The 26,167-nt window shown below is 41.0% G+C and carries 23 protein-coding genes; 20 read left to right on the forward strand and 3 right to left on the reverse strand.

Annotated features, from left to right (window positions below; all coding sequences use genetic code 11):
- The first annotated feature begins 6 nt into the window (after positions 1-6).
- The 5 genes from CWD77_RS02685 to fbp all read left to right on the forward strand — a co-directional run bounded on the left by CWD77_RS02685 (position 7) and on the right by fbp (position 4,934).
- Positions 7-1,797, forward strand: coding sequence for an ABC transporter ATP-binding protein (locus CWD77_RS02685; protein ID WP_101071684.1), 1,791 nt, complete (start codon positions 7-9; stop codon positions 1,795-1,797).
- A gap of 54 nt (positions 1,798-1,851) precedes the next feature.
- Positions 1,852-2,103: a hypothetical protein gene (locus tag CWD77_RS02690; protein WP_101071685.1), complete on the forward strand. Its 252-nt coding sequence runs from the start codon at positions 1,852-1,854 to the stop codon at positions 2,101-2,103.
- 7 nt (positions 2,104-2,110) lie between these two features.
- A protein-coding gene (gene prfB / locus CWD77_RS02695) for a peptide chain release factor 2 (protein WP_108722887.1) occupies positions 2,111-3,236 on the forward strand; the annotation gives its coding sequence in 2 pieces (ribosomal slippage) (positions 2,111-2,179 and positions 2,181-3,236; 1,125 coding nt in all).
- On the forward strand, positions 3,233-3,841 hold the full coding sequence (gene coaE / locus CWD77_RS02700) for a dephospho-CoA kinase (protein WP_101071686.1): 609 nt from the start codon (positions 3,233-3,235) through the stop codon (positions 3,839-3,841). Before prfB ends, coaE begins: the two co-directional genes overlap by 4 nt.
- 55 nt (positions 3,842-3,896) lie before the next feature.
- Positions 3,897-4,934: a class 1 fructose-bisphosphatase gene (gene fbp / locus CWD77_RS02705; protein ID WP_101071687.1), complete on the forward strand. Its 1,038-nt coding sequence runs from the start codon at positions 3,897-3,899 to the stop codon at positions 4,932-4,934.
- Between the two features lie 21 nt (positions 4,935-4,955).
- Here the strand turns inward: fbp and CWD77_RS02710 are convergent, their stop codons facing one another.
- Positions 4,956-5,465: a DUF192 domain-containing protein gene (locus CWD77_RS02710; protein ID WP_101071688.1), complete on the reverse strand. Its 510-nt coding sequence runs from the start codon at positions 5,463-5,465 to the stop codon at positions 4,956-4,958.
- Between the two features lie 142 nt (positions 5,466-5,607).
- Here CWD77_RS02710 and CWD77_RS02715 point away from each other — a divergent pair, with 142 nt between their 5' ends.
- The 15 genes from CWD77_RS02715 (at position 5,608) to CWD77_RS02785 (ending at position 24,154) form a co-directional block, all read left to right on the forward strand.
- Positions 5,608-6,066: a ribosome maturation factor RimP gene (locus CWD77_RS02715; protein WP_101072918.1), complete on the forward strand. Its 459-nt coding sequence runs from the start codon at positions 5,608-5,610 to the stop codon at positions 6,064-6,066.
- Between the two features lie 28 nt (positions 6,067-6,094).
- Positions 6,095-7,354, forward strand: a complete 1,260-nt coding sequence (nusA, locus tag CWD77_RS02720; protein WP_101071689.1) for a transcription termination factor NusA — start codon at positions 6,095-6,097, stop codon at positions 7,352-7,354.
- Between the two features lie 66 nt (positions 7,355-7,420).
- Entirely contained in the window at positions 7,421-10,309 is a 2,889-nt protein-coding gene (gene infB / locus CWD77_RS02725) for a translation initiation factor IF-2 (RefSeq protein ID WP_101071690.1), read from the forward strand.
- 110 nt (positions 10,310-10,419) lie between these two features.
- A complete protein-coding gene (rbfA, locus tag CWD77_RS02730) occupies positions 10,420-10,794 on the forward strand; it encodes a 30S ribosome-binding factor RbfA (RefSeq protein WP_101071691.1) in 375 nt (124 codons plus the stop codon).
- Positions 10,794-11,549: a tRNA pseudouridine(55) synthase TruB gene (gene truB / locus CWD77_RS02735; protein ID WP_101071692.1), complete on the forward strand. Its 756-nt coding sequence runs from the start codon at positions 10,794-10,796 to the stop codon at positions 11,547-11,549. The genes rbfA and truB overlap by 1 nt, the downstream gene beginning before the upstream one ends.
- Positions 11,550-11,622: 73 nt before the next feature.
- Positions 11,623-12,585 (forward strand): bifunctional riboflavin kinase/FAD synthetase, encoded by a 963-nt coding sequence (locus tag CWD77_RS02740; protein ID WP_101071693.1) that lies wholly within the window; start codon positions 11,623-11,625, stop codon positions 12,583-12,585.
- A gap of 50 nt (positions 12,586-12,635) precedes the next feature.
- The gene (gene rpsO / locus CWD77_RS02745; RefSeq protein ID WP_101071694.1) at positions 12,636-12,905 is read left to right on the forward strand and encodes a 30S ribosomal protein S15; all 270 of its coding nucleotides are present in this window, start codon (positions 12,636-12,638) and stop codon (positions 12,903-12,905) included.
- A gap of 137 nt (positions 12,906-13,042) precedes the next feature.
- Entirely contained in the window at positions 13,043-15,163 is a 2,121-nt protein-coding gene (pnp, locus tag CWD77_RS02750; RefSeq protein ID WP_420821210.1) for a polyribonucleotide nucleotidyltransferase, read from the forward strand.
- A 112-nt stretch (positions 15,164-15,275) separates the two neighbouring features.
- Complete coding sequence (locus tag CWD77_RS02755; protein WP_101071696.1) at positions 15,276-16,529, forward strand: M16 family metallopeptidase; 1,254 nt, start codon at positions 15,276-15,278, stop codon at positions 16,527-16,529.
- Positions 16,530-16,695: 166 nt separating this feature from the next.
- Entirely contained in the window at positions 16,696-18,192 is a 1,497-nt protein-coding gene (locus CWD77_RS02760; RefSeq protein ID WP_101071697.1) for an asparagine--tRNA ligase, read from the forward strand.
- A 153-nt stretch (positions 18,193-18,345) separates the two neighbouring features.
- Positions 18,346-20,337, forward strand: a complete 1,992-nt coding sequence (locus CWD77_RS02765) for an alpha/beta hydrolase family protein (RefSeq protein WP_101071698.1) — start codon at positions 18,346-18,348, stop codon at positions 20,335-20,337.
- A 219-nt stretch (positions 20,338-20,556) separates the two neighbouring features.
- Positions 20,557-20,781 (forward strand): Sec-independent protein translocase subunit TatA/TatB, encoded by a 225-nt coding sequence (locus tag CWD77_RS02770; protein ID WP_101071699.1) that lies wholly within the window; start codon positions 20,557-20,559, stop codon positions 20,779-20,781.
- A gap of 12 nt (positions 20,782-20,793) precedes the next feature.
- Complete coding sequence (locus CWD77_RS02775; protein ID WP_101071700.1) at positions 20,794-22,323, forward strand: amidase family protein; 1,530 nt, start codon at positions 20,794-20,796, stop codon at positions 22,321-22,323.
- An 86-nt stretch (positions 22,324-22,409) separates the two neighbouring features.
- A complete protein-coding gene (locus tag CWD77_RS02780) occupies positions 22,410-23,186 on the forward strand; it encodes an SDR family NAD(P)-dependent oxidoreductase (protein ID WP_101071701.1) in 777 nt (258 codons plus the stop codon).
- Positions 23,187-23,251: 65 nt separating this feature from the next.
- Positions 23,252-24,154 (forward strand): M28 family peptidase, encoded by a 903-nt coding sequence (locus CWD77_RS02785; RefSeq protein WP_240596615.1) that lies wholly within the window; start codon positions 23,252-23,254, stop codon positions 24,152-24,154.
- 80 nt (positions 24,155-24,234) lie between these two features.
- On the opposite strand, the gene CWD77_RS02790 is transcribed toward CWD77_RS02785, so the two are convergent.
- Positions 24,235-24,798, reverse strand: coding sequence for a hypothetical protein (locus tag CWD77_RS02790; RefSeq protein ID WP_101071703.1), 564 nt, complete (start codon positions 24,796-24,798; stop codon positions 24,235-24,237).
- 64 nt (positions 24,799-24,862) lie between these two features.
- Positions 24,863-26,134, reverse strand: a complete 1,272-nt coding sequence (locus CWD77_RS02795) for an acetyl-CoA hydrolase/transferase family protein (RefSeq protein WP_101071704.1) — start codon at positions 26,132-26,134, stop codon at positions 24,863-24,865.
- Between the last annotated feature and the right edge of the window lie 33 nt (positions 26,135-26,167).

Raw genomic sequence — 26,167 nt, forward strand, 5'->3', positions numbered from 1 at the left:
ATTGATTTGAGTAATAAACAGGACTCTAAAGCCGTCGATTCTGTATTGATTCGGCGGCTTTACTACTTTTTCCAACCCTATAAATGGTGGGCACTGCTAGCCATTGGCCTGACCCTGTCTGCCGCTTTTCTGGGTACGGTACGGCCTAAGCTTACACAAGTTGCCGTTGATGATTACATCTCTGTTGGAGATTACAACGGCTTGATGTGGATCATTGCCTTGCTTGGAATGGCTCTAATCGGGGAGTTCATCATTTTAGTGATGAATACTTACCTGACCCGTTGGTTCGGACAAGGGGCACTTTTCCGATTGCGTAATGCAGTTTTCGAAAAAATTCAATCTTTGCACGTCCAGTTTTTTGACAAAAATCCCATTGGCCGCCTTATCACTCGTACAACCAGTGATATTGAAGCACTGAGTGAGTTGCTATCTGATGGCATTGTTAACATGATCGGTGATCTGTTCAGGATCTTCTTTATTCTCTATTTCATGTTGATGATGAGTTGGGAACTCACCATTATTGCTATTCTTGTTTTGCCAATTTTATTTTATTCAACTTTTTGGTTTAAGGGGAAAGTACGATCTGCTTTTTTAGAGGTAAGAGATCAAATTGCCCGGCTCAATTCATTTGTTCAGGAGCATATCAGTGGCATGGCTGTTGTTCAGCTATTCAATCGTGAAAAGAAACAGAAAAATAGATTCCGTTCGATAAATGCAGAGCATAAAGATGCTCACATTCAAACCATCTTTTACTTTTCAATCTTTTGGCCTGTTGTAGAGGTATTAGCAAGTTTGGCCATGGCATTGGTTGTTTGGTACGGTGGAGCGAGAGCTTTAATGGATGAGGTATCATTCGGTGTACTGTTGGCCTTCATTCAATATGTTCGGCAGTTTTTCAATCCAATTAGAGGATTGTCGGAAAAATACAATACGCTTCAATCTGCATTGGCCTCATCAGAACGGATTTTTGATGTTTTGGATACAGAAAATCAGGTTGATGAATCGGATACACCTGACCATATCAAAGAGATTAAAGGCAGAATTGATTTTAAGAACGTTTGGTTTTCGTACAATAAAGATGACGAGACTATCCTAAAAGATGTCACTTTTTCTGCAAAACCCGGTGAGTCACTCGCCATAGTTGGTGCAACCGGTGCAGGAAAGTCTACAATTATCAATTTGCTCATGAGATATTACGACATCGAAGAAGGAGAAATACTTCTTGATGGTCATAATATTAAAAATCTATCGCTCGAGGATCTGCGCAAAAACTTTGGATTGGTACTGCAGGATAATGCTCTTTTTTCCGGAACAGTTTTAGAAAACATTACGCTTGGAAATAAGAATATTTCCAGAGAAGATGTTATCAAGGCTTCCAAAGAGGTGGATAGTCATCATTTTATATCAAAACTACCCGGTGGTTATGATTACGTTCTGAATGAACGGGGAGCCTCTCTTTCAATGGGGCAGAGACAGCTTATTTGCTTTGTTCGTGCGATGGTTTATGATCCAAAAATTCTTATTCTGGATGAAGCCACCTCAAGTGTGGATTCTGAAACTGAAGAATTGGTTTCCAAAGCGTGTGAGAAAATGATGCAAGGACGAACATCCATTGTAATTGCTCACCGGTTATCTACCATTAGAGGAGCTGATAAAATTTTGGTGATGCACAAAGGAAAAATAAGGGAGAAAGGATCCCATAAAGCCTTGATAGGCAAGGAAGATGGAATCTATCGAAAACTTTATGAGTTACAATATAGAGATCAGGATATTCCATCAACAGATAGTGTTGCATGAATGCCGGTAAAAGGAGATTTTTAAGTAACAAACAACTATTTAAGGAGACCGATTATGGAAAATGTAAAAAAACTAGAGAAAGAACTGAAAGACGTCATTGAAAAAGAGAAAGAAGCGCTTAATGAGGCTTATGATGATCTGGTAATTAAATTGCAAAAAGAAAGAGATCGTCTGCAAAAAGACCTCAGAAAAGAGTATAAACAAGCGAAGAAGTATGTGAAAAAGAATCCTGAAGTTAGTCTGGGAACGGCTCTGGCCGGCGGATTGATTGCAGGAGTTATCATTGCTAAAATTTTAAACAGATAATTCAGTAATGGAGAACATCCAGTTAGATAAATTGAATTCCCTATTTGAGCGGCTCGATACGCTCAGGGGGTACCTTTGACTACGATAAACGAAAAGTTCGGGTAATAGAGCTGCAAGAACAAACCCAGGATCCTGAATTCTGGAATGATCCCGATAAAGCTCAGCAGATTATGCAGGAGCTGGACAGGGAAAAAAGTCTTGTAGAAAAGTGGGACGAACTGGATGAACTCCGTGAAAGTATTCGTGTTTTTCTCCAATTTCTAGATGAGGGCGAAGATGTTCAGGATGATCTTCGGGCCGAGGTAGAAACGTTCCGTAAAAAACTTGAAGATCTGGAGCTTCAAAATATGCTCAGCGGTGAGGATGATCATCGTAATGCAATTATGACATTCAATCCGGGAGCCGGGGGTACAGAAAGCCAGGACTGGGCTCAGATGCTATTTAGAATGTACACCCGCTGGGCAGAAAGCAAAGGCTATAAAGTTTCTGTTGTTGAATACCAGGATGGTGATGTAGCCGGATTAAAAAGTGCTACGATTGAAGTTTCCGGACCCAATGCTTACGGATATCTTAAATCCGAAAGCGGCACACACCGATTGGTACGTATTTCTCCTTTCGACAGTAATTCCCGCCGGCATACATCATTCAGTTCAGTTTTTGTGTCGCCTATCATAGATGATACGATTGAAGTAAATCTGAACGACTCTGACATTGAACTGCAACGCTTTCACGCAAGTGGTGCGGGTGGTCAGAATGTGAATAAAGTGGAAACCGGAGTTCGATTGGTTTGGACCGGAAAACTCAGTGACGGGTCAGAAGAGAGGGTTGTTGCGGAGTGCCAGCAGGAACGTTCACAGCTTCAAAACCGTGAAAAAGCATTGGTTATGCTAAAATCTAAGGTGTATGAGCTCGAAAAACAGATTAAGGAGAAGGAGAAGCAAAAACTGGAAGACTCCAAAAGCAGTAATGAATGGGGTTCTCAAATCCGTTCATATGTATTTCACCCATATAACATGGTAAAAGATCACCGTACGAATTATGAAACCGGTGACGTGCAAGGGGTGATGGATGGAGATCTGGATGAGTTTATGAAAGCATATCTGTTGGCCACCAACATTGGGGAAGCGGCATGATTGTAGCCGGGGTAACCGGAGGCATAGGTTCAGGAAAGAGTACACTATGCAAGGTGTGGGAATCACTTGGCGCAAAGGTGATATATGCTGATGATCTGGCCAAACAGTTGATGGTTGAGGATGAAGAGGTAGTTGCCAAACTAAAAGAGATTTTTGGCAAGGATACTTATAAAAATGATGGTTCTCTCAATAAAACTCATCTGATTAACGAAGCTTTTCAAAAAGGAAGGGTAGAGGAGTTGAACAGTGTGGTTCATCCGGCTGTAGCACGGAAATTTCAAGAGATCCGTATTCAAACTGAGAAAACTGAAACAAAAGTCTTGGTTAAAGAGGCGGCTTTGTTACTCAATGAAGGGCGACCTAAAGATTTGGACGTTGTGATTTTGGTACTGTCACCGAAGGAAGAACAGATTAATCGGGTTAAGAAAAGAGACAGCGTTGAAAAAAAAGATGTTTTGGAGAGAATGAATAAGCAACCTGACTTTGAAAAATTAAAAAGTTATGCCGATTATATCATCACAAATGATGGTACGCTTAAAGAGTTTAAATTAAAATCAAAAGAGCTTTATTTAAAAGTATTGGAAGACTATCGGGATAATGTGTAATTCGCACAACTTCTAAGATACTTTTAGGGAAAGTGCAAAATTGAGTGTTGTTGCTATGGAATCTACGTCTACCGCTAAATCCAGGAAACTGGTTACACTGGATGAGTATATCATTCAGGCACAAAATAAATTCCCCGGGGCCACAGGAGAACTTTCTCAGCTTTTGAGGGATATTGGCCTTGCAGCTAAAATCATATCCCGGGAAGTAAACAAAGCCGGGATTACTAATTTACTCGGAGTGGACGGGTCTACAAATGTGCACGGTGAATCTGTAAAACGATTAGACTTATTTGCTGATCAGCAGCTTATTTCCGCGCTTGACAGGTCTATGATTACCTGTATGGTAATATCGGAAGAAAATGACGGGATCGTTCGATTAAATAGTGAAGGCGGCAAATATATTGTCTATATGGATCCTTTAGACGGATCCTCAAATATCGACGTAAATGTTTCGATTGGGAGTATTTTTTCAATCTACATGCGTCAGCCCCGATTTGATAAAAAACTCGTAGAAGATGACGCATTACAACCCGGAATACGACAGGTAGCAGCCGGGTACGTTTTGTACGGATCGAGCACTATAATGGTTTATACCACTGGCTTGGGAGTAAGCTCTTTTACGCTCGATCCAAGTATTGGTGAATTTATTCTCTCCGAAGATGATTTTAAAATTCCGGAATGCGGTAATATATACAGTATTAATGAGGGGAGTTATAATTCCTGGGCCGACGGGTTAAAAAAGTATATCAAGTATTGTCAGGTTGAGGATGAAGAAACGAATCGGCCTTATACAGCTCGATATATCGGATCTATGGTGGCTGACTTGCACAGAACTCTGATCAAAGGCGGAATTTTTATCTATCCGGCAAGCACTCGTTATCCAAACGGAAAGTTAAGGTTGATGTATGAGTGTAATCCGCTGAGTTTTATTATTGAACAGGCAGGGGGTATGGCAATTGATGGAAAAAAACGAATAATGGAGAAGCAACCGACATCCATACATCAGAGAATTCCGATCTACATCGGTTCTCCCGACAATGTGAAAAAAGTGAAAGAACTTCTCGATCAACACGAAAATAAAGAGTCAGTTTAGATACCTTAATTCCATGCTATCTTATTGAGGACTATCAAGAGAATATTCAATCATCATTCCTTCACGGATATCGTGGTTCAGTGTGAATCCGGCATTGACTTCTACGACATACTTAGCCGGTGTTTCTGAGACGATATTTTCGTGGGAATATGGTGATGTATTACGATGTATTCGAACTATTTCCATTTCTGAATTTACGAAGAGAATATCCAGAGAGAGAGGGGTATTTGCCATCCAGAAACTTCGCGGCGTTTCATCATCAAAAATAAAAAGCATTCCTGCATCTTCAGGCATGTTTTGAACATTCATTAATCCTTCGCTTCTGCTATTATCATCATCTGCAATGGCAGACCGGACAGTTACAATTTCCTGTTCGGATGAATCCAGAAAAGTAACCGTAGCAGTATAATCCAACTGTCGAGATTCCGATTGTTCTGATTGTTCATTTCCTTTGCCATTACAAGCTGCAACTAAAAGGGACAGTATCAGTAGGCTGTATCGAAGCATATATATTTTATTTTTGATGTTCATAAAGCTCTGAATAGTACATCTTAAGAGGTGAATTCTCAAGTTTTATTAGTTGGTTTTTTCAACAATTAAGGTTAATTTTCAGATCTGAAAAGTGAGCGCCAGAAGGCCCTCACTTTTTTTTGTACTCAGATTTAAGCTTTTTATGAACAGCACGACTATAAATACCATAAAGGAATTGGCGAAACCCATTGTGGAGCAGGAAGATATGTTTCTTGTTGATGTTGAGGTTAAGAATGCTAAAGTACAAGAAGTGTGGGTTTTGGCAGATTCTGAAAAGGGTGGTGTTGATTTGGACGCTTGTGCACGAGTTAGCCGGGAATTGAGTTTTATACTTGAAGAGAAGGATATTTTCAATAAAGCTTACAGGCTGAATGTTTCATCACCCGGATTGAGCAGGCCACTGAGTGACCAGCGCCAGTATCCAAAAAATGAAGGCAGGACCATAAAAGTTAAATATAAATCAGATGAAGAGTATTTAACCGTAGAAGGCGTACTTCAAAGTGTAAACGATTCACAAATTGAAGTTAAACCAGAGGACGATAAACTGGTTGTTATTCCGTTTGATAATATTGTAGAAACTAAAATAGTACCGAAAATTTAGCCGGCAACGAACTTAAAACTATTTCCAGATGCAAAACGAAATTTCAAAGCAAATAATCCAGTCGTTTGCAGAAATTGCAAAAGATAAAGGCATAGATAAAGATCTGCTTCTTTCTATACTTGAAGATGTATTTCGTACGATGATTCGTAAAAAATATGAATCAGATGAATCGTTTGAAGTAATTTTGAATGCAGACCGGGGAGAAATTCAGATTCTCCATATTCGTGAAGTAGTTCCGGCAGATGAACTGACTGACCCTGTGACTGAAATTACCCTGGAAGAGGCTCAAAAGCATGATCCGGATCTCGAACTATATGACGAGTATGCTCAGGAAATATCTATTACTGATTTTGGACGCCGTGCAGTTTCAATGGCGCGTCAGCAGTTGGCACAGCGGATTCGTGAAATTGAGAAAGATAATGTATTTGAAGAGTATTCCGATCGTATTGGAGAAATTGTATTGGGTGATGTATATCAGGTGCGACACAATAAAGATATTCTGGTAAATCACAACGGAGTAGAGTTACTCCTTCCTAAAAACGAACAGATTTACAAAGATCGATACCGTAAAGGTGATACGATCAGAGCGGTTGTTTCTGAAGTAAAACGTATCGGTGGAAATCCAACGGTAATTATTTCAAGAACATCTCCTCTGTTCCTGGAAAGGTTATTTGAAAATGAGATTCCGGAAGTATTTGATGGAATTATTGAGTTGAAAAGAATTGCACGCGAACCGGGTGATCGTTCCAAAGTGGCTGTGGTATCTTATGATGAGCGTGTTGATCCGGTAGGAGCCTGTGTGGGTATGAAAGGGATTCGTATTCATGCAATAGTACGAGAGCTTCAAAACGAAAATATTGACGTCATCAATTATAGTGATGACAAGATTGAATTTATCAAACGTGCGCTTCAGCCTGCAAGAGTTGCAAAAGTGGAAATCAGTGAAGATGGGAAGCAAGCAAATGTACTTGTGCCAGCTGACGAAGTTTCCAAAGCGATTGGTAAAGGAGGTGTGAATATCCGCCTTGCCTCAAAACTTGTTGGATGCGAAATCGACGTATACAGGGAAGTAGAAGAGGAAGATGATATCGATCTGGCTGAATTTGAAGTCGATTTTGGAAAAGAGACGATTGATATGCTTTTCGAAATTGGATGCGACAGCGCACGTGCAGTACTAGAGCTGGATGAAGATGAGATAGTTCGCCGAACCGAAGGTAAAATTACCAAAGAGGAAGCAGAAAAAATCATCGATATCATTGCTTATGAATTTGAGGACGAGGAAGATTGATCGTACCTTTCGACTCTAGTTTCTTTTTTAGTTTATAATTTGACAAACCGACGCAAACAGACATATATGACGGACCAAAAACCGAAAAAGCTCTTTAAAGTAGCATCAGAATTTAACGTTGCCACTCAATCTATCGTGGATACATTGAGTGACAACGGTTTTGATGTCGCTAATCGGCCAAATTCAAAAATCACACCCGAAATGTACGAGGTGCTTGATGGAGTATACGGCGATGACAAAGCAAAGAGCCGAGAACATGAAAGAGCCAGAGAAGAATACGAAAGTCGTCGGAATCAAATTTTATCGAGCCGAAACGAAAGCGTTTCAATTGACAACTTTTTAGAGCCGATTGATGAAAAAGAGGAGGCTAAAGAAGAGAAGAAGGAAGAAAAACCTAAAGAAGAGAAAAAGGCTGAATCCTCAAAAGAGCCTACTCTTGAGCCTCAGGAAGAACCTGAAGTAAAAGAAGAGAAAGAAGAAGAACCTGAGGCGGCTTCTGAGGAAGTATCCGATGAGGAAAAAGAAAAAGAAATTGAAGTGAAATCTTCAGATCAGGAAACTGAAGAATCAGATGATGAAGAGGAAAAGGTTAAACCTGAGGAAGTGAAGAAGGAGGCACCGAAAAAGGAAGAACCTGAGCCTGAATCTGATGAAGAAGATGAGGAAGATGAAGAAGAGGATTACGATGAAGATGATGAGGAGGAGGAAGACGAGGACGACACAGAAGTAGAAGATATTGAAGATGAAGAAGACGATGATGACTCTGACTCTGAGGAGGAAGAAGATTCCGATGAAGATGATGAAGAAGAGATTATTCGGGGACGCTCAAACAAAAAGCTTACAGGTACAAAAGTAGTTGGGAAAGTTGAGTTTTCTAAAGAACCACGCAAGAAGCGTAAGACCAGAAAACGCAAGAAAGATCGCAAAGATGATGAGACTTCGGATGCTAAAAAGCAGTCCAAACCACCCAAGGAGGATAAATCGTCTAAGAAATCGAAGAAGAGTAAAAAGAAAGGCCGTCGCTCAAAAGTTGATGAGGAAGATGTAGAGAAGAAGATGCGCGAAACGATGCAGAAAATGCAGAGTAGCGGCACAGTTGGCAGCAAGCGGTCGAAACGCAGAAGGCAGCGTAAAGAGGAGAGAGAGGAAGAGCGCGCCATGCAGGAGGAAATGGAGCAGCTCGAAGAACAAATTCTTGAGGTGGCAGAATTTATCACCGTAAGTGATCTTGCGGAAGAACTTGAGGTTAAACCAACCGATGTAATTACTACATGTATGAATCTCGGTATGATGGTTTCAATCAATCAGCGTCTGGATGCATCTACAATTGAGTTAGTTGCAGCAGAATATGACTTCGATGTGGAGTTCGTAGACGCAGAAGAGATGATTGAAGAAGAGATTGAGGTGGAAGAAGATAAACCTGAAGATCTAGAGCCGCGTGCTCCGATTATTACCGTAATGGGTCACGTTGATCACGGTAAAACTTCACTTCTTGACTACATTCGAAAAGCGAAGGTAGCTGCAGGTGAAGCTGGTGGTATTACTCAGCACGTTGGCGCGTATGAAGTTGTTACAGACGACGACAAGAAGATCACCTTCCTGGATACTCCGGGACACGAAGCGTTTACCGCTATGCGTAGCCGTGGTGCACAAGCCACAGATATTGTAATTCTGGTTGTTGCTGCTGATGATGCCGTGATGCCTCAAACGATTGAGGCGATTAATCACGCCAAAGCAGCCGGTGTATCAATTGTAGTTGCTATCAATAAAATGGATAAGCCGGAAGCCAACCCTGATAAAATCAAACAGCAGCTCTCCGAACATGGAGTCATTGTAGAGGAGTATGGTGGTACAAATCAGGTGGCGCTGGTATCTGCAGAAACCGGCGACGGAATTGATGATCTACTCGAAAAAGTATTGATTGAAGCTGAACTGCTTGAATTGAAAGCCAATCCAAACCGACTTGCTCAAGGTATTGTTCTTGAGTCGAGAATTGATAAAGGTAAAGGTACAGTTGCAAACATTTTGGTTCAGAACGGGACACTGAAAGTAGGTGATCCGTTTGTAGCCGGACCGGTATTTGGCCGTGTTCGTGCAATGGAAAATGAGCATGGAACCCGACTGCAGGATGCCGGACCATCAACACCGGTACAGCTTATCGGTTTTGACGGGACACCTCAGGCAGGTGATCGACTGATTGTTCCAAAAGATGAGAAGACCGCAAAAGAAGTTGCAAATCAGCGTCAACAGATTCGAAGAGAGCAGTCACTGCGGCGTGTTAAACATATGACTCTTGATGATCTTTCCAGAAGAATGGCGCTTGGTGAAGTATCAGAATTGAATATCATTATCAAGGCTGATGTAGACGGCTCCATTGAAGCTCTATCCGGAGCTCTTCAGAAATTAAGTACCGAAGAGGTTTCTGTAAACATTATTCATACGGGATCGGGAGCCATTACAGAATCTGATGTACTTCTTGCTTCCGCATCTGACGGTATCATTATCGGTTTCCAGGTTCGACCTACTGCCGGTGCACGTAAACTTGCCGAAACCGAAAGTATCGATATTCGACTGTTCAGCGTTATCTACGATGCAGTTGATGAAGTACACGATGCACTTGAAGGCATGTTGAGTCCTGAGATTTCAGAACAAATGAAAGCGATGGTTACCGTACGTGAAGTATTCAAAGTATCCAAAGTAGGTACAATCGCCGGATGTTATGTTACAGAAGGAAAACTTAATCGTAATAACCCAATCCGGGTCATTCGTGATGGTGTTGTCATTTACGACGGAGAAGTAGATTCACTAAAACGTTTCAAGGATGATGTGAAGGAAGTTCAGGCCGGCTATGAGTGCGGTGTGAGTATTAAGAACTTCAACGACTTGAAAGTGGGAGATGAATTTGAAAGTTATGAGATTGTCGAAGAGAAACGAAGTCTGGATGATGCAAGATAATTGCACATTCCCATTTGATTGATTTCAACTCTTCATCAAATCACAGTGAAAAGGGTGCTGATGTAAAAGCACCCTTCATAATCTAAATTTAGCTTTTCAAGCAATATATTATGAGTATCCGAACAGAGAGACTCAGTTCCGTAATCAAAAAAGATTTGGGACAGCTTTTACAGAGAAATTATCAGCCTTCCGGTACATTTATTACCGTGACACAGGTAAGAATGACTGATGATCTTTCGATTGCGAAGGTGTATTTAAGTGTTTTTTCTCCGAACAAAGATGTTCAGGAAGTCTATAAATACATCGATGATCACCAGGATCAAATTCGCTACGAACTTGCTTCAAAAATAAAAAATCAGGTACGACGGATTCCTGAACTTCTTTTCTATGAAGATGATACAGCCGAATATGTAAATAAGATTGAGAATCTGTTTGAAAAGGTGCGTAAACAACGGAAACAAAACTCCGGAGATAAAGACGAATAATGGCAAAAAAAGCCATTCCTCTTTCCGACCTTCCTATCGTCAATCAGAACACAGATTCTGATTCCTTTCAAGCCGATCAATTTTCCACCGGTGCCGTAGTACTAATGGATAAACCAATGGAGTGGAGCAGTTTCCAATTGGTTAAGTATGTACGTTATCGGATACCTCCGAAAAAAGTTGGTCATGCCGGTACTTTAGATCCGCTGGCTACCGGTTTATTAGTGCTTTGCACAGGTAAAGCGACAAAATCCATCGAACAGATACAAAATCTTCCGAAAGAGTATATAGCTACTGTTCGGTTCGGTGCTTCCACACCTTCTTACGATTCTGCTTTAGAACCGGATGAAACGGCGGAGTGGGATCATATCACAAAAGAAATGATCGAACAGAAATTGGATAATAATTTTTCAGGTGAGATACTTCAAAAACCACCGATCTATTCCGCTATCAGTATTAAAGGGGAACGACTTTATAAAAAAGCGCGACGAGGTGAGACTGTAGAAATTGCTGCCCGACCGGTACAAATTTACGAAACTGAACTACTCAGCGTAAATTTACCGGACATCAAACTGCGTATTCGATGCGGAAAAGGAACTTACATTCGATCACTTGCACATGATTTGGGATTAGCTTTGGATAGCCGTGCATATATGTCTGGTCTAAGGAGAACAAAAATAGGCCATTTTGATGTTGAAGATGCAATGACGACAGATCAGTTTGATACATTTATAAATTCAGTATCACCGAAATCTTGAGCAGCAAACTTCCAAAACTGAGATTTAACATCTAATATTATCGGAGTTTCTACTTAATAAATCAGAATTTACCATGGCAGACATCGTATTTTTAAAAAATGTAGAAAGAGATTTAAACACAGTTCTAACTGTAGGCACTTTTGACGGCGTGCATGCAGGTCATAAAGTTTTGATCAACTCTGTGATTTCGTCTGCTAAAGAGAGAAATGCCAGAAGTGTAATTGTTACATTTGACCCGCATCCAAGAGATATAATCAATCCCGGAAGTGATGGAATTCGGTTGCTGAGTACATTGGAGGAACGCAGTGAGCTTCTCGCTGATCTTGAAGTAGATGAGATGGTTGTAATTCCGTTCGACAGGGATTTCTCTCTGTTAACTTCAGAGCAGTTCGTCAGAGATATTGTCTGGGAAAAAATAGGTGTTAAAGAGTTTGTTATTGGGTATGACCACCATTTCGGCAGGAATCGTGAAGGGACGATTGAAACGGTTCAGCGTCTTGGGGAAGAACTTGGTTTTAAATCGAGCGTGGTTTCTAAACAGGAAGTAGGCGATAAAACCGTGAGCAGCACCGCGATTAGGAATGCCATTCAGAAAGAGGGGGATATGCTGCTTGCTGCCTCATTTTTGGAGCGCTACTATATTCTGAATGGAACGGTGGTTCATGGTGATAAACGAGGTAAACAGATTGGATATCCAACGGCTAATATTCAGCCACAGAATACCAAAAAGATCGTTCCGAAAAGGGGCGTTTATGCTGTTTGGCTAAGAGTTGATGGAAAGTATCACGGAGGGATGATGAATATCGGGGTTCGTCCAACTTTTGAGGGCGAACAGGAAACACTTGAAGTGAACATCTTTGATTTTGATAAAAACATCTATGGAAAAGAAGTCCAAATTCAATTTGTAGACAGAATACGGGATGAACGTAGTTTTAAGGGAGTAGAGCAACTTAAAGCCCAGCTGCGAAGTGATGAGACCAATGCACGAATGAACCTAAAGAACCACTCTCCGGATATTGCAAAACAATTTAAATAAGCTTATTTTAACAAGCTATAAGAGTTTAATAGAACCTTCATAAACAACAGATGAGTATAACAAAAGAACAAAAAGCAGATATTATTGAAAAGCATGGCGGTGACGCCGAAAACAGTGGTTCAGTAGAAGCCCAAATAGCTATACTAACCGCTCGTATTAATGATCTGACCGGTCACCTGAGTGAAAATAAGAAAGATCACTCTTCAAGACGTGGTCTATTGAAGATGGTTGGTAAAAGAAGAAGGCTTCTCAACTATCTTAAAAATAACGATATTGTAAAATACCGAGAGCTTATCCAAGAACTGGGTATTCGTAAATAAGCATTTCTCAAAGGCGCGTAAATCATTACGTGCCTTTTTTATATCCTCAAATATGGTCGAAAATTTAAACGATGATATTTGTTTGAATTGCTTTACTAAAAGGATAGTCGACGAAAGAAAAATAGATACAGATAGATATTATGAAAGAAGATTTTAAAAGCGTAGAGTTTGCACCCGGTAAAACGATTTCGGTAGAAACCGGTCGTTTAGCCAAATTAGCGGATGGTGCAGTAATGGTAAGAATGGGCGACACAATGGTACTTTGTACGGTTGTTAGCGCAAAAGAAGCTAAACCGGGACAGGATTTTTTCCCAATGGTTGTAGATTTAAGAGAGAGTTTCACTGCTGCCGGTAAATTTCCCGGTGGATTTATGAAAAGAGAAGGCCGTCCTTCCGATGGTGAAACATTAGCCAGCCGTTTAATTGACAGAAGTTTACGTCCGCTATTCCCTAAAGGTTATTATAACGATACACAGTATATCTGCCAGGTATTTTCATCTGATGGACAAAACGAAGCTGATGTATTAGGAGCTTTTGGTGCTTCTGCTGCGACACACATTTCTGATATTCCATTCGACGGTCCGATGGCTCAGGTAAAAGTTGGACGTATTGATGGTGAATTCATCATCAATCCAACTATTGATGAGCTTGAAAAAAGCGACATTGACATGATCGTTGCCGGTACTGCCGAGAGCGTGATTATGATTGAAGGCGAAATGGGTGAGATCAGCGAAAAAGAGATGCTGAGCGCTATTAAAGAAGGTCACAAATCTATTATTAAGCTCTGTGAATTTCAGGAAGAACTGAGAAATGAATTTGGCGTTGAAAAGCGTGAATTTACTCCTGAAGAAGAGGATGAGGATCTGAAAGCTAAAGTTGCTGAGAAGGTCGGAAACCGATTGAATGAAATTGTAAGCATTGGACTTGGCAAAGAAGATTTTAATGGCAAAGTCAGTGAGTTAAAATCTGAAGTGAAAGAAGCTATTACTGCCGAAGAAGGATATGAAGAAGCGGGCAGCGATATTTCTTCCATTTATGGAGACATGGTAAAAGATGCGCTTCGTAATAATATTCTTGAAAATAGAAAACGAATTGACGGACGTTCACCGGAAGACATTCGAGATATCTGGACACAGGTTGGATATCTGCCAAGAGCACACGGTTCTGCAATTTTTAGCCGTGGAGAAACTCAGGCACTTGTCTCTGTAGCTTTGGGTACAAAGCGAGATGCTCAGAGTGTTGACACACTTTACTACGAGGAAGACAAGAAGTTTATGCTTCACTACAACTTCCCTCCATACTGTGTAGGTGAAGCAGGATTTATGAGAGGTCCGGGCCGACGTGAAATTGGCCACGGTCACTTGGCTGAAAGAGCGCTTAAAAAAGTTCTTCCTAAGTTTGAAGATTTCAGCTACGTAATTCGTGTACGATCAGACATTACCGAATCTAACGGCTCATCTTCTATGGCCTCCGTTTGCGGTGGTTCCATGGCACTGATGGATGCCGGTGTTCCAATGCCAAAACCTGTTGCGGGTATTGCAATGGGAATGATTGTTGGAGAAGACAAATCAGTTGTTCTTTCTGATATTCAAGGTGAAGAGGATTTCATGGGCGACATGGACTTCAAAACTGCCGGTACCGCTGATGGTATCACAGCTACTCAAATGGATATGAAAGTTCAGGGAATCAGCTTTGAAGTTCTTGAAGAAGCACTTGAACAAGCTCATAAAGGTAGAATGCATATTCTTGAGAAGATGGCCGAAACCATTTCCAAGCCTAAAGAGAATATCTCTGAGTACGCTCCACAATTTGTCAACATGACAATTTCCGGGGATAGTATTGGCGCTGTGATTGGGCCGGGCGGTAAAGTGATTCAAACACTCCAGAAAGAGACAGATACAGAGATCTGGATCGAAGAGGATGAAGAAGGTAAAGGTCAGATTACAATTAGCGCAGACAGTCTTGAGAAGGCTGAAGCTGCCAAGAAACGTATTCAAGCCGTTGCCGGTGAACTCGATGAAGGAGCGACCTACAAAGGAACTGTGAAGGCGATTAAAGAGTACGGAGCATTCGTTGAGATTGTACCCGGAAAAGAAGGTCTGCTACACATTTCTGAACTGGAACACGGACACGTTAAAAAAGTGGAAGATGTGATTTCTGTAGGTGACGAAATTGACGTGAAACTTCTGAAAGTTGAGCACGGTGGAAAACTAAGACTTTCCAGAAAGGCTCTGCTTCCAAAGCCGGAAGAAAACTAATTTAAATCGGCTTCAAAAAGATTAGCGCCATCGGAATCCGGTGGCGCTTTTTTTGTTTTACTTATACCTGAGATCCAAGATCTCAAAAAATCATTTGATTTAATTTTATTGTATGCAGACAACTGAATCGATTACCGAAGTTAAAAAAACGGTCCTTTCAAACGGATTGAAAATTGTTACAGAAAATATACCGGGTGTGAAAAGTATAACGGCCGGATTTTGGGTGAAAACGGGCAGCAGACATGAATCAGACAAACTGGCCGGTGTAACGCACTTTTTAGAGCACATGCTTTTTAAAGGCACTGAAAAACGAAGCTCATATGATATCGCACAGAGCATGGAGTCAGTTGGTGGATATCTGAATGCATTCACATCAACGGAGTACACCTGTTACTACTCCCGATGTCTTGATACGCAGATTGATAAAGCGATGGATGTATTGAGTGATATGATTCAGAACTCACAGTTTCCGGAAGAAGAGCTTCAAAAAGAGAAGAAAGTTGTTCTCGAAGAGATGAAAATGTATAAAGATAGTCCCGATGATTATATTTTTGAACTCTTTAGCGGAAATGTATTTAAGGATCATCAGGTGGGGCGACCCATCATTGGCTTCGAAGAGACTGTCTCATCATTTACACGTCAAAATTTATTCGATTACATGGATAACCGCTATCGGCCGGATAATATGTTGATTGCAGTTGCCGGTCACGTGGATCACGATGAAGTAATCTCACTGATCCAGGAAAAACTGGAATTGAAAAATTCAGAGCCAACGGTTGATGAAGAACAACCGCTCACTTCATATGATAAGTTTCAAATTGAAGAGAGCCGGGTTATTGAACAGACTCATATGGTAATGGGGCGAAGAGCCTTGAACTACGATCATCCAGACAAATACCTGCTGCTGCTGGCTAATACAGTTTTGGGTGGGGGAATGAGTTCCAGGCTGCATCAGAATATCCGTGAAAAATATGGATACTGTTATGCAATCGGTACGTTTAACCAATCTTATACAGACACCGGGATGTTCGGAGTTTATATCGGCACGGATAAAAATTACGTATCTCATGTCCGGGATTTAATTTCCAAAGAGTTTGAAATTATTCAGAATGATAAGGTAGGGGAGAAAGAGTTGAGTGAAGCAAAATCACAGCTCAAAGGTAAACTGCTGCTTTCGCAAGAGAGTACGAGCAATCGTATGAATCGACTAGCAAAAAGCGAACTCTACTTTAACCGTTTTGTAACTCTGGATGAACTGGTTGAAAATATAGATTCTGTTACAGCCGGTGATCTTTTGACTTTTTCTCAGAATTTCTTTGACGCAGATCAATTTTCTGAAGCATTGTTGACTCCGGAAAATCGGTGATAGTATGAAATCTGCCTTGCCGCATTGAGTGGCCACATGGATGATCTATTCGGATAATTGGGATTTTTCCATTTCAATGTTTAATGAAATAATCCCGATATTTCATCGATTGAAAAAATTAGGGTTCTAAATTTCTTTAAAACGTTTAAATAATTACACATCAGACATGACATATATCAAACAATTAGCTGATCATCAGGATGAAATTGTAACTCTAAAAGGCTGGGTTTATAACAGCAGAAGCAGTAAAGGATTACATTTTATAGAGTTAAGAGATGGTTCCGGTTTATGTCAATGCATCGTTTCGGTGGATGAAGTGGGTGAGGAAATTTTCGAAGAAGCCGGAAAACTGAAACAGGAAAGTTCTGTAGAAATTACCGGTAAAGTTGTAAAGGATGATCGCAGTGTTGGTGGTTACGAAATTCATGCAACGGATGTCAATATTATTCAAATAGCAGAGAATTATCCGATTACACCTAAAGATCACGGCGTAGAATTTTTAATGGAAAATCGCCATCTCTGGTTGAGGAGTCAGCGCCAATGGGCTGCAATGCAAATTCGAAATACTATTCAATTTTCGATTCATCAGTTTTTCCAGAACGAAGGGTTTGTCAGAACGGATGCTCCTGTGTTCACCGGAAATGCTGCAGAAGGGACAACTACACTTTTTGAGACGGACTACTTTGATGAGAAAGCTTATCTGACACAGTCCGGCCAGCTCTACGGTGAAGCGATGGCGATGGCACATGGAAAAATTTATACGTTTGGTCCCACGTTTAGAGCAGAGAAAAGCAAGACTCGTCGTCATCTGACCGAATTCTGGATGGTAGAACCGGAAATGGCGTTTTATGATCTGGATATGAATATGGATCTTGCTGAAAGTTTTATTCGGTTTATCGTGAAAAGCGTTCTGGATAAACATGAAAGTGAACTTGAGATATTAGAGCGTGATACCACGTTTCTCAAAAAAGCTGCATCAGAACCATTTAAGCGTATTTCTTACACAGAGGCTGTTGAGCAGCTGAAAAGCGATCAAACGAAAGAGTTACTCGATACCATGGAGAGTGATCGAAATGAAGAGTTAAGCTCAATCAAAAAGGAACTCGATGAGATCAAAAAGGAGCATGGTTCAGCCAAGAAGTGGAGAAAAGCTCAAATCGATCAACGTATTAAAGAAATTCACCTGAGAATTGATCAGGTTGAAGAGGATCTAAGAAATATTCCGGTTTGGAAAAAATCTGCTGCTAATTTTGAATGGGGCAATGATTTTGGTGGTAGTGATGAAACGATTCTTACTATGCAGTATGATACGCCCATATTGGTGCACCGATATCCTGCAGAGGTAAAAGCATTTTATATGAAGCGAGATCCTGAGGACGATAAACTGGCTTTGGCGCTCGATGTTCTTGCTCCTGAAGGATACGGTGAAATAGTAGGAGGGAGTCAGCGAGAAGAGGGTATAGACGTTTTAAAAGCACGTATTGCCGAACATGGATTGCCGGAAGAGGTTTTTAGCTGGTATCTGGATCTTCGTAAGTATGGATCGGTACCACATTCAGGTTTTGGTTTGGGAATAGAACGAACAGTAGCCTGGATATGCGGACTTTCTCATGTTAGAGAAACAATTCCGTTTCCAAGAATGCTGGGCAGACTTAGACCATAATTCTGCATCTCTAACTGAACAGAGTTAAGATTTACCGCAGTGATGTACTTTCCTGCAAACCCTTTACTCTGTTCAGATCTTACCATTCTTTAGCATAATTCATCAGCATTGTGTAACCTTAAGGGTACTCACAATTAAGCCAAAAATTTACTGATGATAAAACAACGCTCATTACTTCTCACCTTTCTAATTTCCATATTTCTTGTAAGTCTCACATTTGCTCAATCAGATAAACGACCCGTTGAGATTGATGACTATTTCAATTTAAAGAGTGTGGGCAGTCCGGTAATTAGCCCGGATGGTAAATGGATCGCATATACTGTATCAGAAACGGATTTTGATGAAGGATCATCCGAAACAAGGATCTGGATGGTATCGACCGATGGTGGTGACCCTCTTCCTATGACTGCAAAAGGTACTTCTGCAGGAAATCCACAGTGGACTCCTGATGGAAAATATCTGACATTTTCTGCATCGCGGGATGAGAGTAAGAGCCAGGTCTGGAAGCTTGACATGCGTGGAGGAGAAGCTCAACAGGTTACGGATATTGAACAGGGAATAAATGGATTTGAATGGAGCCCGGATGGTTCCCGAATGCTTTTAATGATACGTGATGAAGATGAGAATGAATCTGAAGACCCGCAACCTTATGTAATTGATCGTCTTCAATTTAAAAGAGATTACGCAGGCTATTTAGATCGCAGAAGAGTACATATTTATACATATACGCCGGGTGATACCACAGCTGTTCAACTCACATTTGGTGATTACGATCATTCATCTCCAACGTGGAGCCCGGATGGTTCAAAGATCGCATTTGTAAGTAACAGGACCGAAGAGCCTGATGGTAATCAAAATAATAACATTTGGGTTGTAGATGCTGATCAAGGTGAAGAAGAAGGAGGATTAATTCAGGTGACCCAAAATGAGGGGAGTGATTCTTCTCCGGCCTGGAGCCCTAATGGACGTGATATCGTATATACCACAAGTGTAGAGCCTGAAAAAATTTGGTATGCAACGACACATCTCGCTATAACGAAAGCAGATGGAACCGGACCGGAAAGAGTCATAACAAGAGATTTGGATAGAAATGTAAGTTCTCCAAAATTCTCTGATGATGGTAATCAGATTTGGTTTCTGTTCGAAGATGCAGGTGAAAGACAGCTTGTATCGGTGAATAGTAATGGAACAGGTTTTGAGCGCGTAATTACAGATGATTTAAGCGTTCGTGATTTTGATATGGAAGGTAATCTAACGACAGTCCTTTTAGGTCGTTTTAATGAACCTCATGAAGTTTACAGCTACGATAGTGGTTCACTCAAACAGTTAACCCAAGCAAACAGAGACTATCTGGCTGAACTGGAATCCCCGGATGTTGAAGAAATTCGTTTTAACAGTGAAGATGGAACTGAAATCCATGGTTTTTTAGTGAAGCCAATCGGATATGAAGAGGGGCAAACCTACCCAACTCTGTTATGGATTCACGGTGGGCCTGTTGCACAATTTGAACACAGCTACCGTTTTGAACCCCAGCTTTTTGCGGCTAAAGGTTACGCGGTTGTTATGGTTAATCCACGGGGATCATCTGGTTATGGACAGGAATTTTCTGAAATACTGTTTGCCGATTGGGGAAATAAAGATTTTGAAGATGTAATGGCCGGTATAGATCATGTGATTGATCGGGGCATTGCAGATCCTGAACAGCTTGGAGTTGGCGGCTGGTCGTATGGCGGAATTCTTACCAATTATGTAATTACCCAAACGGATCGATTTAAAGGAGCCATCTCCGGTGCCAGTGAAACTCTTTACAGATCTCTCTACGGACACGATCACTACCAGCTTTACTGGGAATTGGAGTTGGGCTTACCTTGGGAAACACCGGAGAATTGGGAGCGAATTTCTCCTTTTAACGACGTAGCCAATGTTACAACACCCACACTCTGGATGGGGGGATCAGATGACTGGAATGTGCCGATTTTGAGTTCAGAACAGATGTATCAGGCTATGAAAAGACTTGGCATCGAAACGCAATTGGTTGTTTATCCGGGTGAGCATCATGGCATTCGAAATCCATCATTCCAAAAGGATCGTTTTGAACGCTACCTGGATTGGTTTGATCAATACGTGAGAGGAGAGTCAGACTAAGTCTAAAAATTATATAAGTACGGGATTAAATGCCTGTTTGTAAATTCAGTCTCATCATTGGGGCTGTATTTACATTTGGTTTGTAGGACGGTTCAGAGACCTAATCTAAAGCATAAGTGACAAATGAAAAGAATTTGGTTTCTGATACAAATAGGACGTAAATATTTTTTATCTTCAGGCTCTAATCAGACAAATTTAAAAACCTAAGTTTTATACCATATGGGTTCTATAGGCGGTTTTGAATGGGTATTAATTATCCTTGCAATTTTACTTCTTTTTGGTGCTAAACGAATACCGGAACTGGCTCGTGGAATAGGTCAGGGCATTCAGGAATTTAGAAAGGCATCTGACGATATCAAGAAAGAGATCGACAAAGGAAAAGATGACGTAAACAGTTCGGTTAAGGATAGCAGCGATACAGCAAAGGAAGAATCTAAAAAATAACGGCATTTCTCAATGAAAAATCTGCTCTCGATTCAAGAGCAACTGAAATCCGGTGAATTAGAATTACCGGAACTTGCATCAACATATCTCGAAACAATTAAGTCCAAAAATCCTGAAATCAATGCAATTGTTCATTTTGATGAGGATTCTGTTTTAAAACAGGCTTCCGATATCCAAAAGAAAATTGACTCCGGAAAGAGTGGTAATCTCGTAGGTGCAGTGGTTGGAGTAAAAGATGTGATCAGTGAAAAGGGTAAAAAGCTAACCTGCTCCAGCAAAATGCTCAATAACTTTGAAAGTGTATACGACGCTACTGTTATTGAAAAATTGAAAAGGGAAGATGCTTTATTGATTGGCCGCTGTAACATGGATGAATTTGCCATGGGCTCGTCAAATGAGAATTCGTATCATGGTCCTGCTAAAAATCCTCATGACACTTCCAAAGTGCCGGGTGGATCGAGCGGAGGAAGTGCTGCTGCGGTTGCTGCCGGAATGTGCAACGTCTCTTTGGGATCTGACACAGGCGGTTCTATTCGACAACCTGCCTCATACTGTGGCGTAGTAGGATTAAAACCAACCTATAGCAGAGTTTCCCGTCACGGACTGGTCGCTTTTGCTTCTTCTTTCGACTGTATCGGGCCATTTTCTAACAGTGTGGAAGATGCCGCTCTAATGCTCCAGAATATTGCAGGGAAAGATCCAATGGATAACTCATCTGCTGATGTGAAAGTTGAAAACTATTTGGATGCTGTTCAAAACGATTCCGGTAAACTCAAAATTGGTGTGCCGAAAGAGTATTTCGGTGATGGGCTGGATGATGAAATTCGAACGATGATAGAAGACCGTTTAAAAGGTCTTGAAAGCGAAGGAGCAGAACTGGTTCCCATCAATCTGCCACATACTAAATATGGAATTGCTACTTACTATATTTTAGCAACGGCAGAAGCTTCAAGTAATCTTGCTCGTTATGATGGTGTTCGATATGGGCATCGAGCTGATTTTAAGACCATTGAAGAGGAGTTGGGTAAGGAGAAAGAAGCTATTGAAAAAGAGATTAAAATAGCTGTAGGTGCAGATAAAGAGGAGGCATTGGAGCGATTGACCAAACTGGACTCACCACTTTCCCGCCTTTATAAAAAATCGCGAACAGAAGGTTTTGGGAGTGAAGTTAAGCGCAGAATTATGCTGGGCACATATGTATTAAGTGCCGGTTATTATGACGCCTACTATGCAAAAGCTCAAAAAGTGAGAAGGCTGATTAAACAAGATTTTGAAACTGCTTTTGAAAAAGTGGATGTCATTGTATCACCGACAGCACCTACAACTGCCTTTGATTTAGGTTCAAATCAAGATGATCCTGTTCAAATGTATCTGAATGATATTTATACAACCACGGCAAACCTTGCGGGAATTTGCGGGATCAGTGTGCCTGCTGGTGTACATTCAAACGGGTTGCCGGTAGGAGTACAGTTTCTGGGTAACAGTTTTAGAGAATCCGAGATACTGAGAGCGGGTCGGCGTATAGAGCGGTTAATCGGATAGTTAAGCGATTTCAATATCCGTAAACCGACTTTTTGTTTGAAGGGCAGATCCGATTTTAAAATCAACAAACTGAATCTTAAAGCGATATGTCAAATAACAGACTTTCTGGTAAGTGGATATTAATCACGGGTGCAACATCAGGTATTGGAAAAGCAACGGCTTACCAATTTGCGGGCGAAGGTGCTAACCTCTATTTAACAGGAAGAAGGGAAGATCGATTAATTTCCATTCGCGATGATATCCAGTCAAAGTTCAGTGTAGAAATCGAGATCTATTCTTTTGACATCCGCGATCGTGAAGCGTGCAAATCTTGTGTGGAATCCATAGAGGGTCCGATCGATATTCTGGTTAACAATGCCGGACTGGCATCAGGTAAGGATCCTGTTGATCAGGCAGATTTTGAAGATTGGGATAAAATGATTGATACCAATGTGAAAGGTCTGCTTTCAATGACCCGGTTTGTATCAGAGCGAATGAAAAAGAGTAACGAGGGTCACATTATCAATGTGGGATCTATTGCAGGTCATGAAGCATACGCGGGAGGTTCGGTATATTGCGGAACCAAACACGCCGTAAAAGCGATCACCCAAGCGACGAAAATGGATTTACACGGTACCGGTATAAGAGTGAGTGCCGTTTCACCGGGATTGGTAGAAACAGAATTCAGTGAAGTTCGTTTTCACGGTGACAAAGAGGCAGCAGACAGTGTCTATTCTGATATAAACCCTTTAACTGCGGATGATATAGCTGAAATTATCATCTTTATGGCATCACGACCACCGCATGTTAACATAATGGATACGATTGTGCTGCCAACGGATCAATCTTCTTCTACGATGGTACACAGATCTTCAAAAAAATGATGCGTCTTTTAGCAATTCTACTATCGTTATTGATTTTTTATTCCTGTTCAGAAGAATCAACCGGATTGAAATTTAAAGATCAAGGCAGAGATGTTCCTCAATTTAAATCTGAAACTGCGTATAAGTATGTAGAGGAACAGTTAGATTTCGGACCCCGTGTTCCCGGATCTGAAGCGCACCGCGATGCTGTAGAGTATTTCAGAGAACATTTTCAAGAAACTGCAGGTCAGCGATCAGTTTTTATTCAGCAATTTGAACAGGAGATCTATAATAAAAATCTTCCCTTCTACAATATTTTAGCTTCATTTGGTACAGAAAACTCGGATCGTATAGTATTGGCAGCACACTGGGACAGCAGACCCCGGGCCGACCGAGATTCGACAGATTCCGAAAATCCAATACTTGGTGCAGATGATGGAGCAAGCGGAGTGGCTGTTTTAATGGAACTGGCAAATATATTTGCTGAACATGATCTGCCCGTTGGAGTGGATATTATTCTTTTTGATGGAGAGGACTACGGAGAAGAGGGAGATCTGGCAAACTATTTTATAGGATCCAGATATTGGTCACAGAATCCTCCGGTTCCGGGTTATAATCCCCGATTTGGTATTCTTTTGGATATGGTTGGAGGAGAAGGAGCTGTATTCCCAAAGGAGGGGCATTCGCTGGGATTTGCTCCGAAGCTGGTTGATGAAATTTGGACAATTGCTTCAGAAAAAGGACACGATTCACTCTTTTTAGATGAACGCGGTGGCAGAGTTGCCGATGATCATGTTATCGTTGAACAGTATACCGGAATTCCAATGATCAATATTATCCACCATCGTGTAAATGAATCCGGCACTATCGACTTCCCTCACTATTGGCATACTCACAGAGATAACATCGAAATCATCGATCAAAATGTTATGCAAGCTGTTGGAGATGTTTTACTTGAGTTGATCTACAATCGCATTCCAACAGAGTAAAAAAATCTTTCGAAGGTTTTTGTTCTTAACCCCGCACAAGCTCTGATTTCGCTTTTTACGATACCAGGATAATTTTACGTTTACTTTTTGAGAGGTCGTTTATTCTCAAAAGTATGACCATGCACGCTGATCTGCTTTAATTTCCAGAAGAGTTTACCAAATCCGCTTTTCGGTGCATTAAAATCAATGATAGCCTCAGATTTCCGTTCCATCATGTGATTTACATTTGCTTCATCTAAAAGGTCAAGAACAAAACCGTTACTGCTCTTTTCCAGTTTTCTAAGAAGATATTTCTCCTGTGGTGATGCGTATCTGCGAAATGAGTAAGTATTTCCTGTGTACTCACCACTCAGTACGTCACCGTTCATTAAATGAACAATTTGGTTATTCTTAAGTGTATCAAAGAGGTTATCCAATTTTTCGTAGGTCTCCTCTTCAACTGTTGAAATTACATCTCTGAGATCAATCTCTTTAACGTTGGCAGAACTTTTCTTGATTTTCTGAACCAGATTCTTCTTTTCTCCAACATTTTTTCCGGCTAATATGATGAGTTTGCCCGCCGGGTTTGATGTAAATGAATTTAAAAGTTCATTGATCTGATTAGAACTGTGTGGAAGTCGATTATCCTGCTTTGAGCTATTCATGAATGATTTAATGAAATTATTTTTAAGAATCGAGATGTTTTAGAATCGATTGTAATATAATGAATTATAGCGACTTGAAACGGTCGTGAGCAGCACGATCCAACATCTCACGATGATCGGGATGTGCGATGTTAATTAATTCTGTGGCACGCTCTTTCATTCCTTTACCATATAAACTGGCTACTCCATATTCGGTAACCACATAATGAACGTGAGCCCTGGTAGTTACTACGCCGGCACCTTGTTTAAGAAATGGAACAATGCGGTTTGCACCACGTTTTGTTGTAGAGGGAAGGGCAATAATCGGCTTACCTCTTTCAGACAAAGATGCACCTCGGATAAAATCCATCTGTCCGCCAACACCCGAGTATAGATAGGTACCAATAGAATCAGCACAAACTTGTCCGGTCAAATCTACTTCAATGGCACTGTTTACAGCCGTTACTTTTGGGTTTCTGCGTATTACAGCAGTATCATTCACATAAGCGCAATCGAGCATTGCCAAATTGGGATTATCATCCATAAAGTCATAAAGCTTTCTCGTTCCCACAGCAAAAGAGGAGACAATCCGGTTGGGGTGAATTTTTTTATTGCTGTTATTTATGACCCCGGATTCAACTAATGAAATTAAGCCATCTGAAAACATTTCAGTATGTACCCCAAGGTTTTTATGATTCTTCAATGCGGCTAACACCGCGTCGGGAATACTGCCAATCCCCATCTGAAGTGCAGCTCCATCTTCTATTAAACTGGCACAGTTTCGGCCTATTTTAAGCTCAACGTCAGAAAGATCGGCAGGAGCATGTTCAGGCAGCGGATCATCCACTTCAACACCAATATCAATCTCGTCCTGATGAATAATTCCATCACCATGCGTGCGCGGCATGTTCGGATTGATCTGAGCAATAACAGTTGTTGCATTATTGACTGCGGCACGAGATGCATCAACAGAAACGCCCATAGAACAGAAACCGTGTTTGTCAGGCGGACTCACCTGAACCAATGCTACATCTAATTTAATGATACCCCGATTAAACAGATGAGGAACTTCACTTAAAAAAATTGGGATATAATCTGCGTAACCCTCTTTGATTGCATTCCGGACATTACCTGCTACAAAAAAAGCTCTCGTATTAAAGGAGTCTTTAAAATCAGGGTGCACGTATGGAGCAGGACCTTCTGTATGCAGGTGATATATATTGACATCCCGTAACTCACTGTGCCGGTCAGTCATTGCCTTGATTAGTTGTAAGGGAGCTGCAGCTGCAGTATGTATATAAACTTTATCCTTTGATTGAATACTCTTAACTGCCTCTTCTGATGGAAGATATTTCATGGTGTAATAGTTAGCTGATTTTTTATGAATATC

It is taken from the genome of Rhodohalobacter barkolensis (assembly GCF_002834295.1).
In the GTDB taxonomy this organism is placed as follows: domain Bacteria; phylum Bacteroidota; class Rhodothermia; order Balneolales; family Balneolaceae; genus Rhodohalobacter; species Rhodohalobacter barkolensis.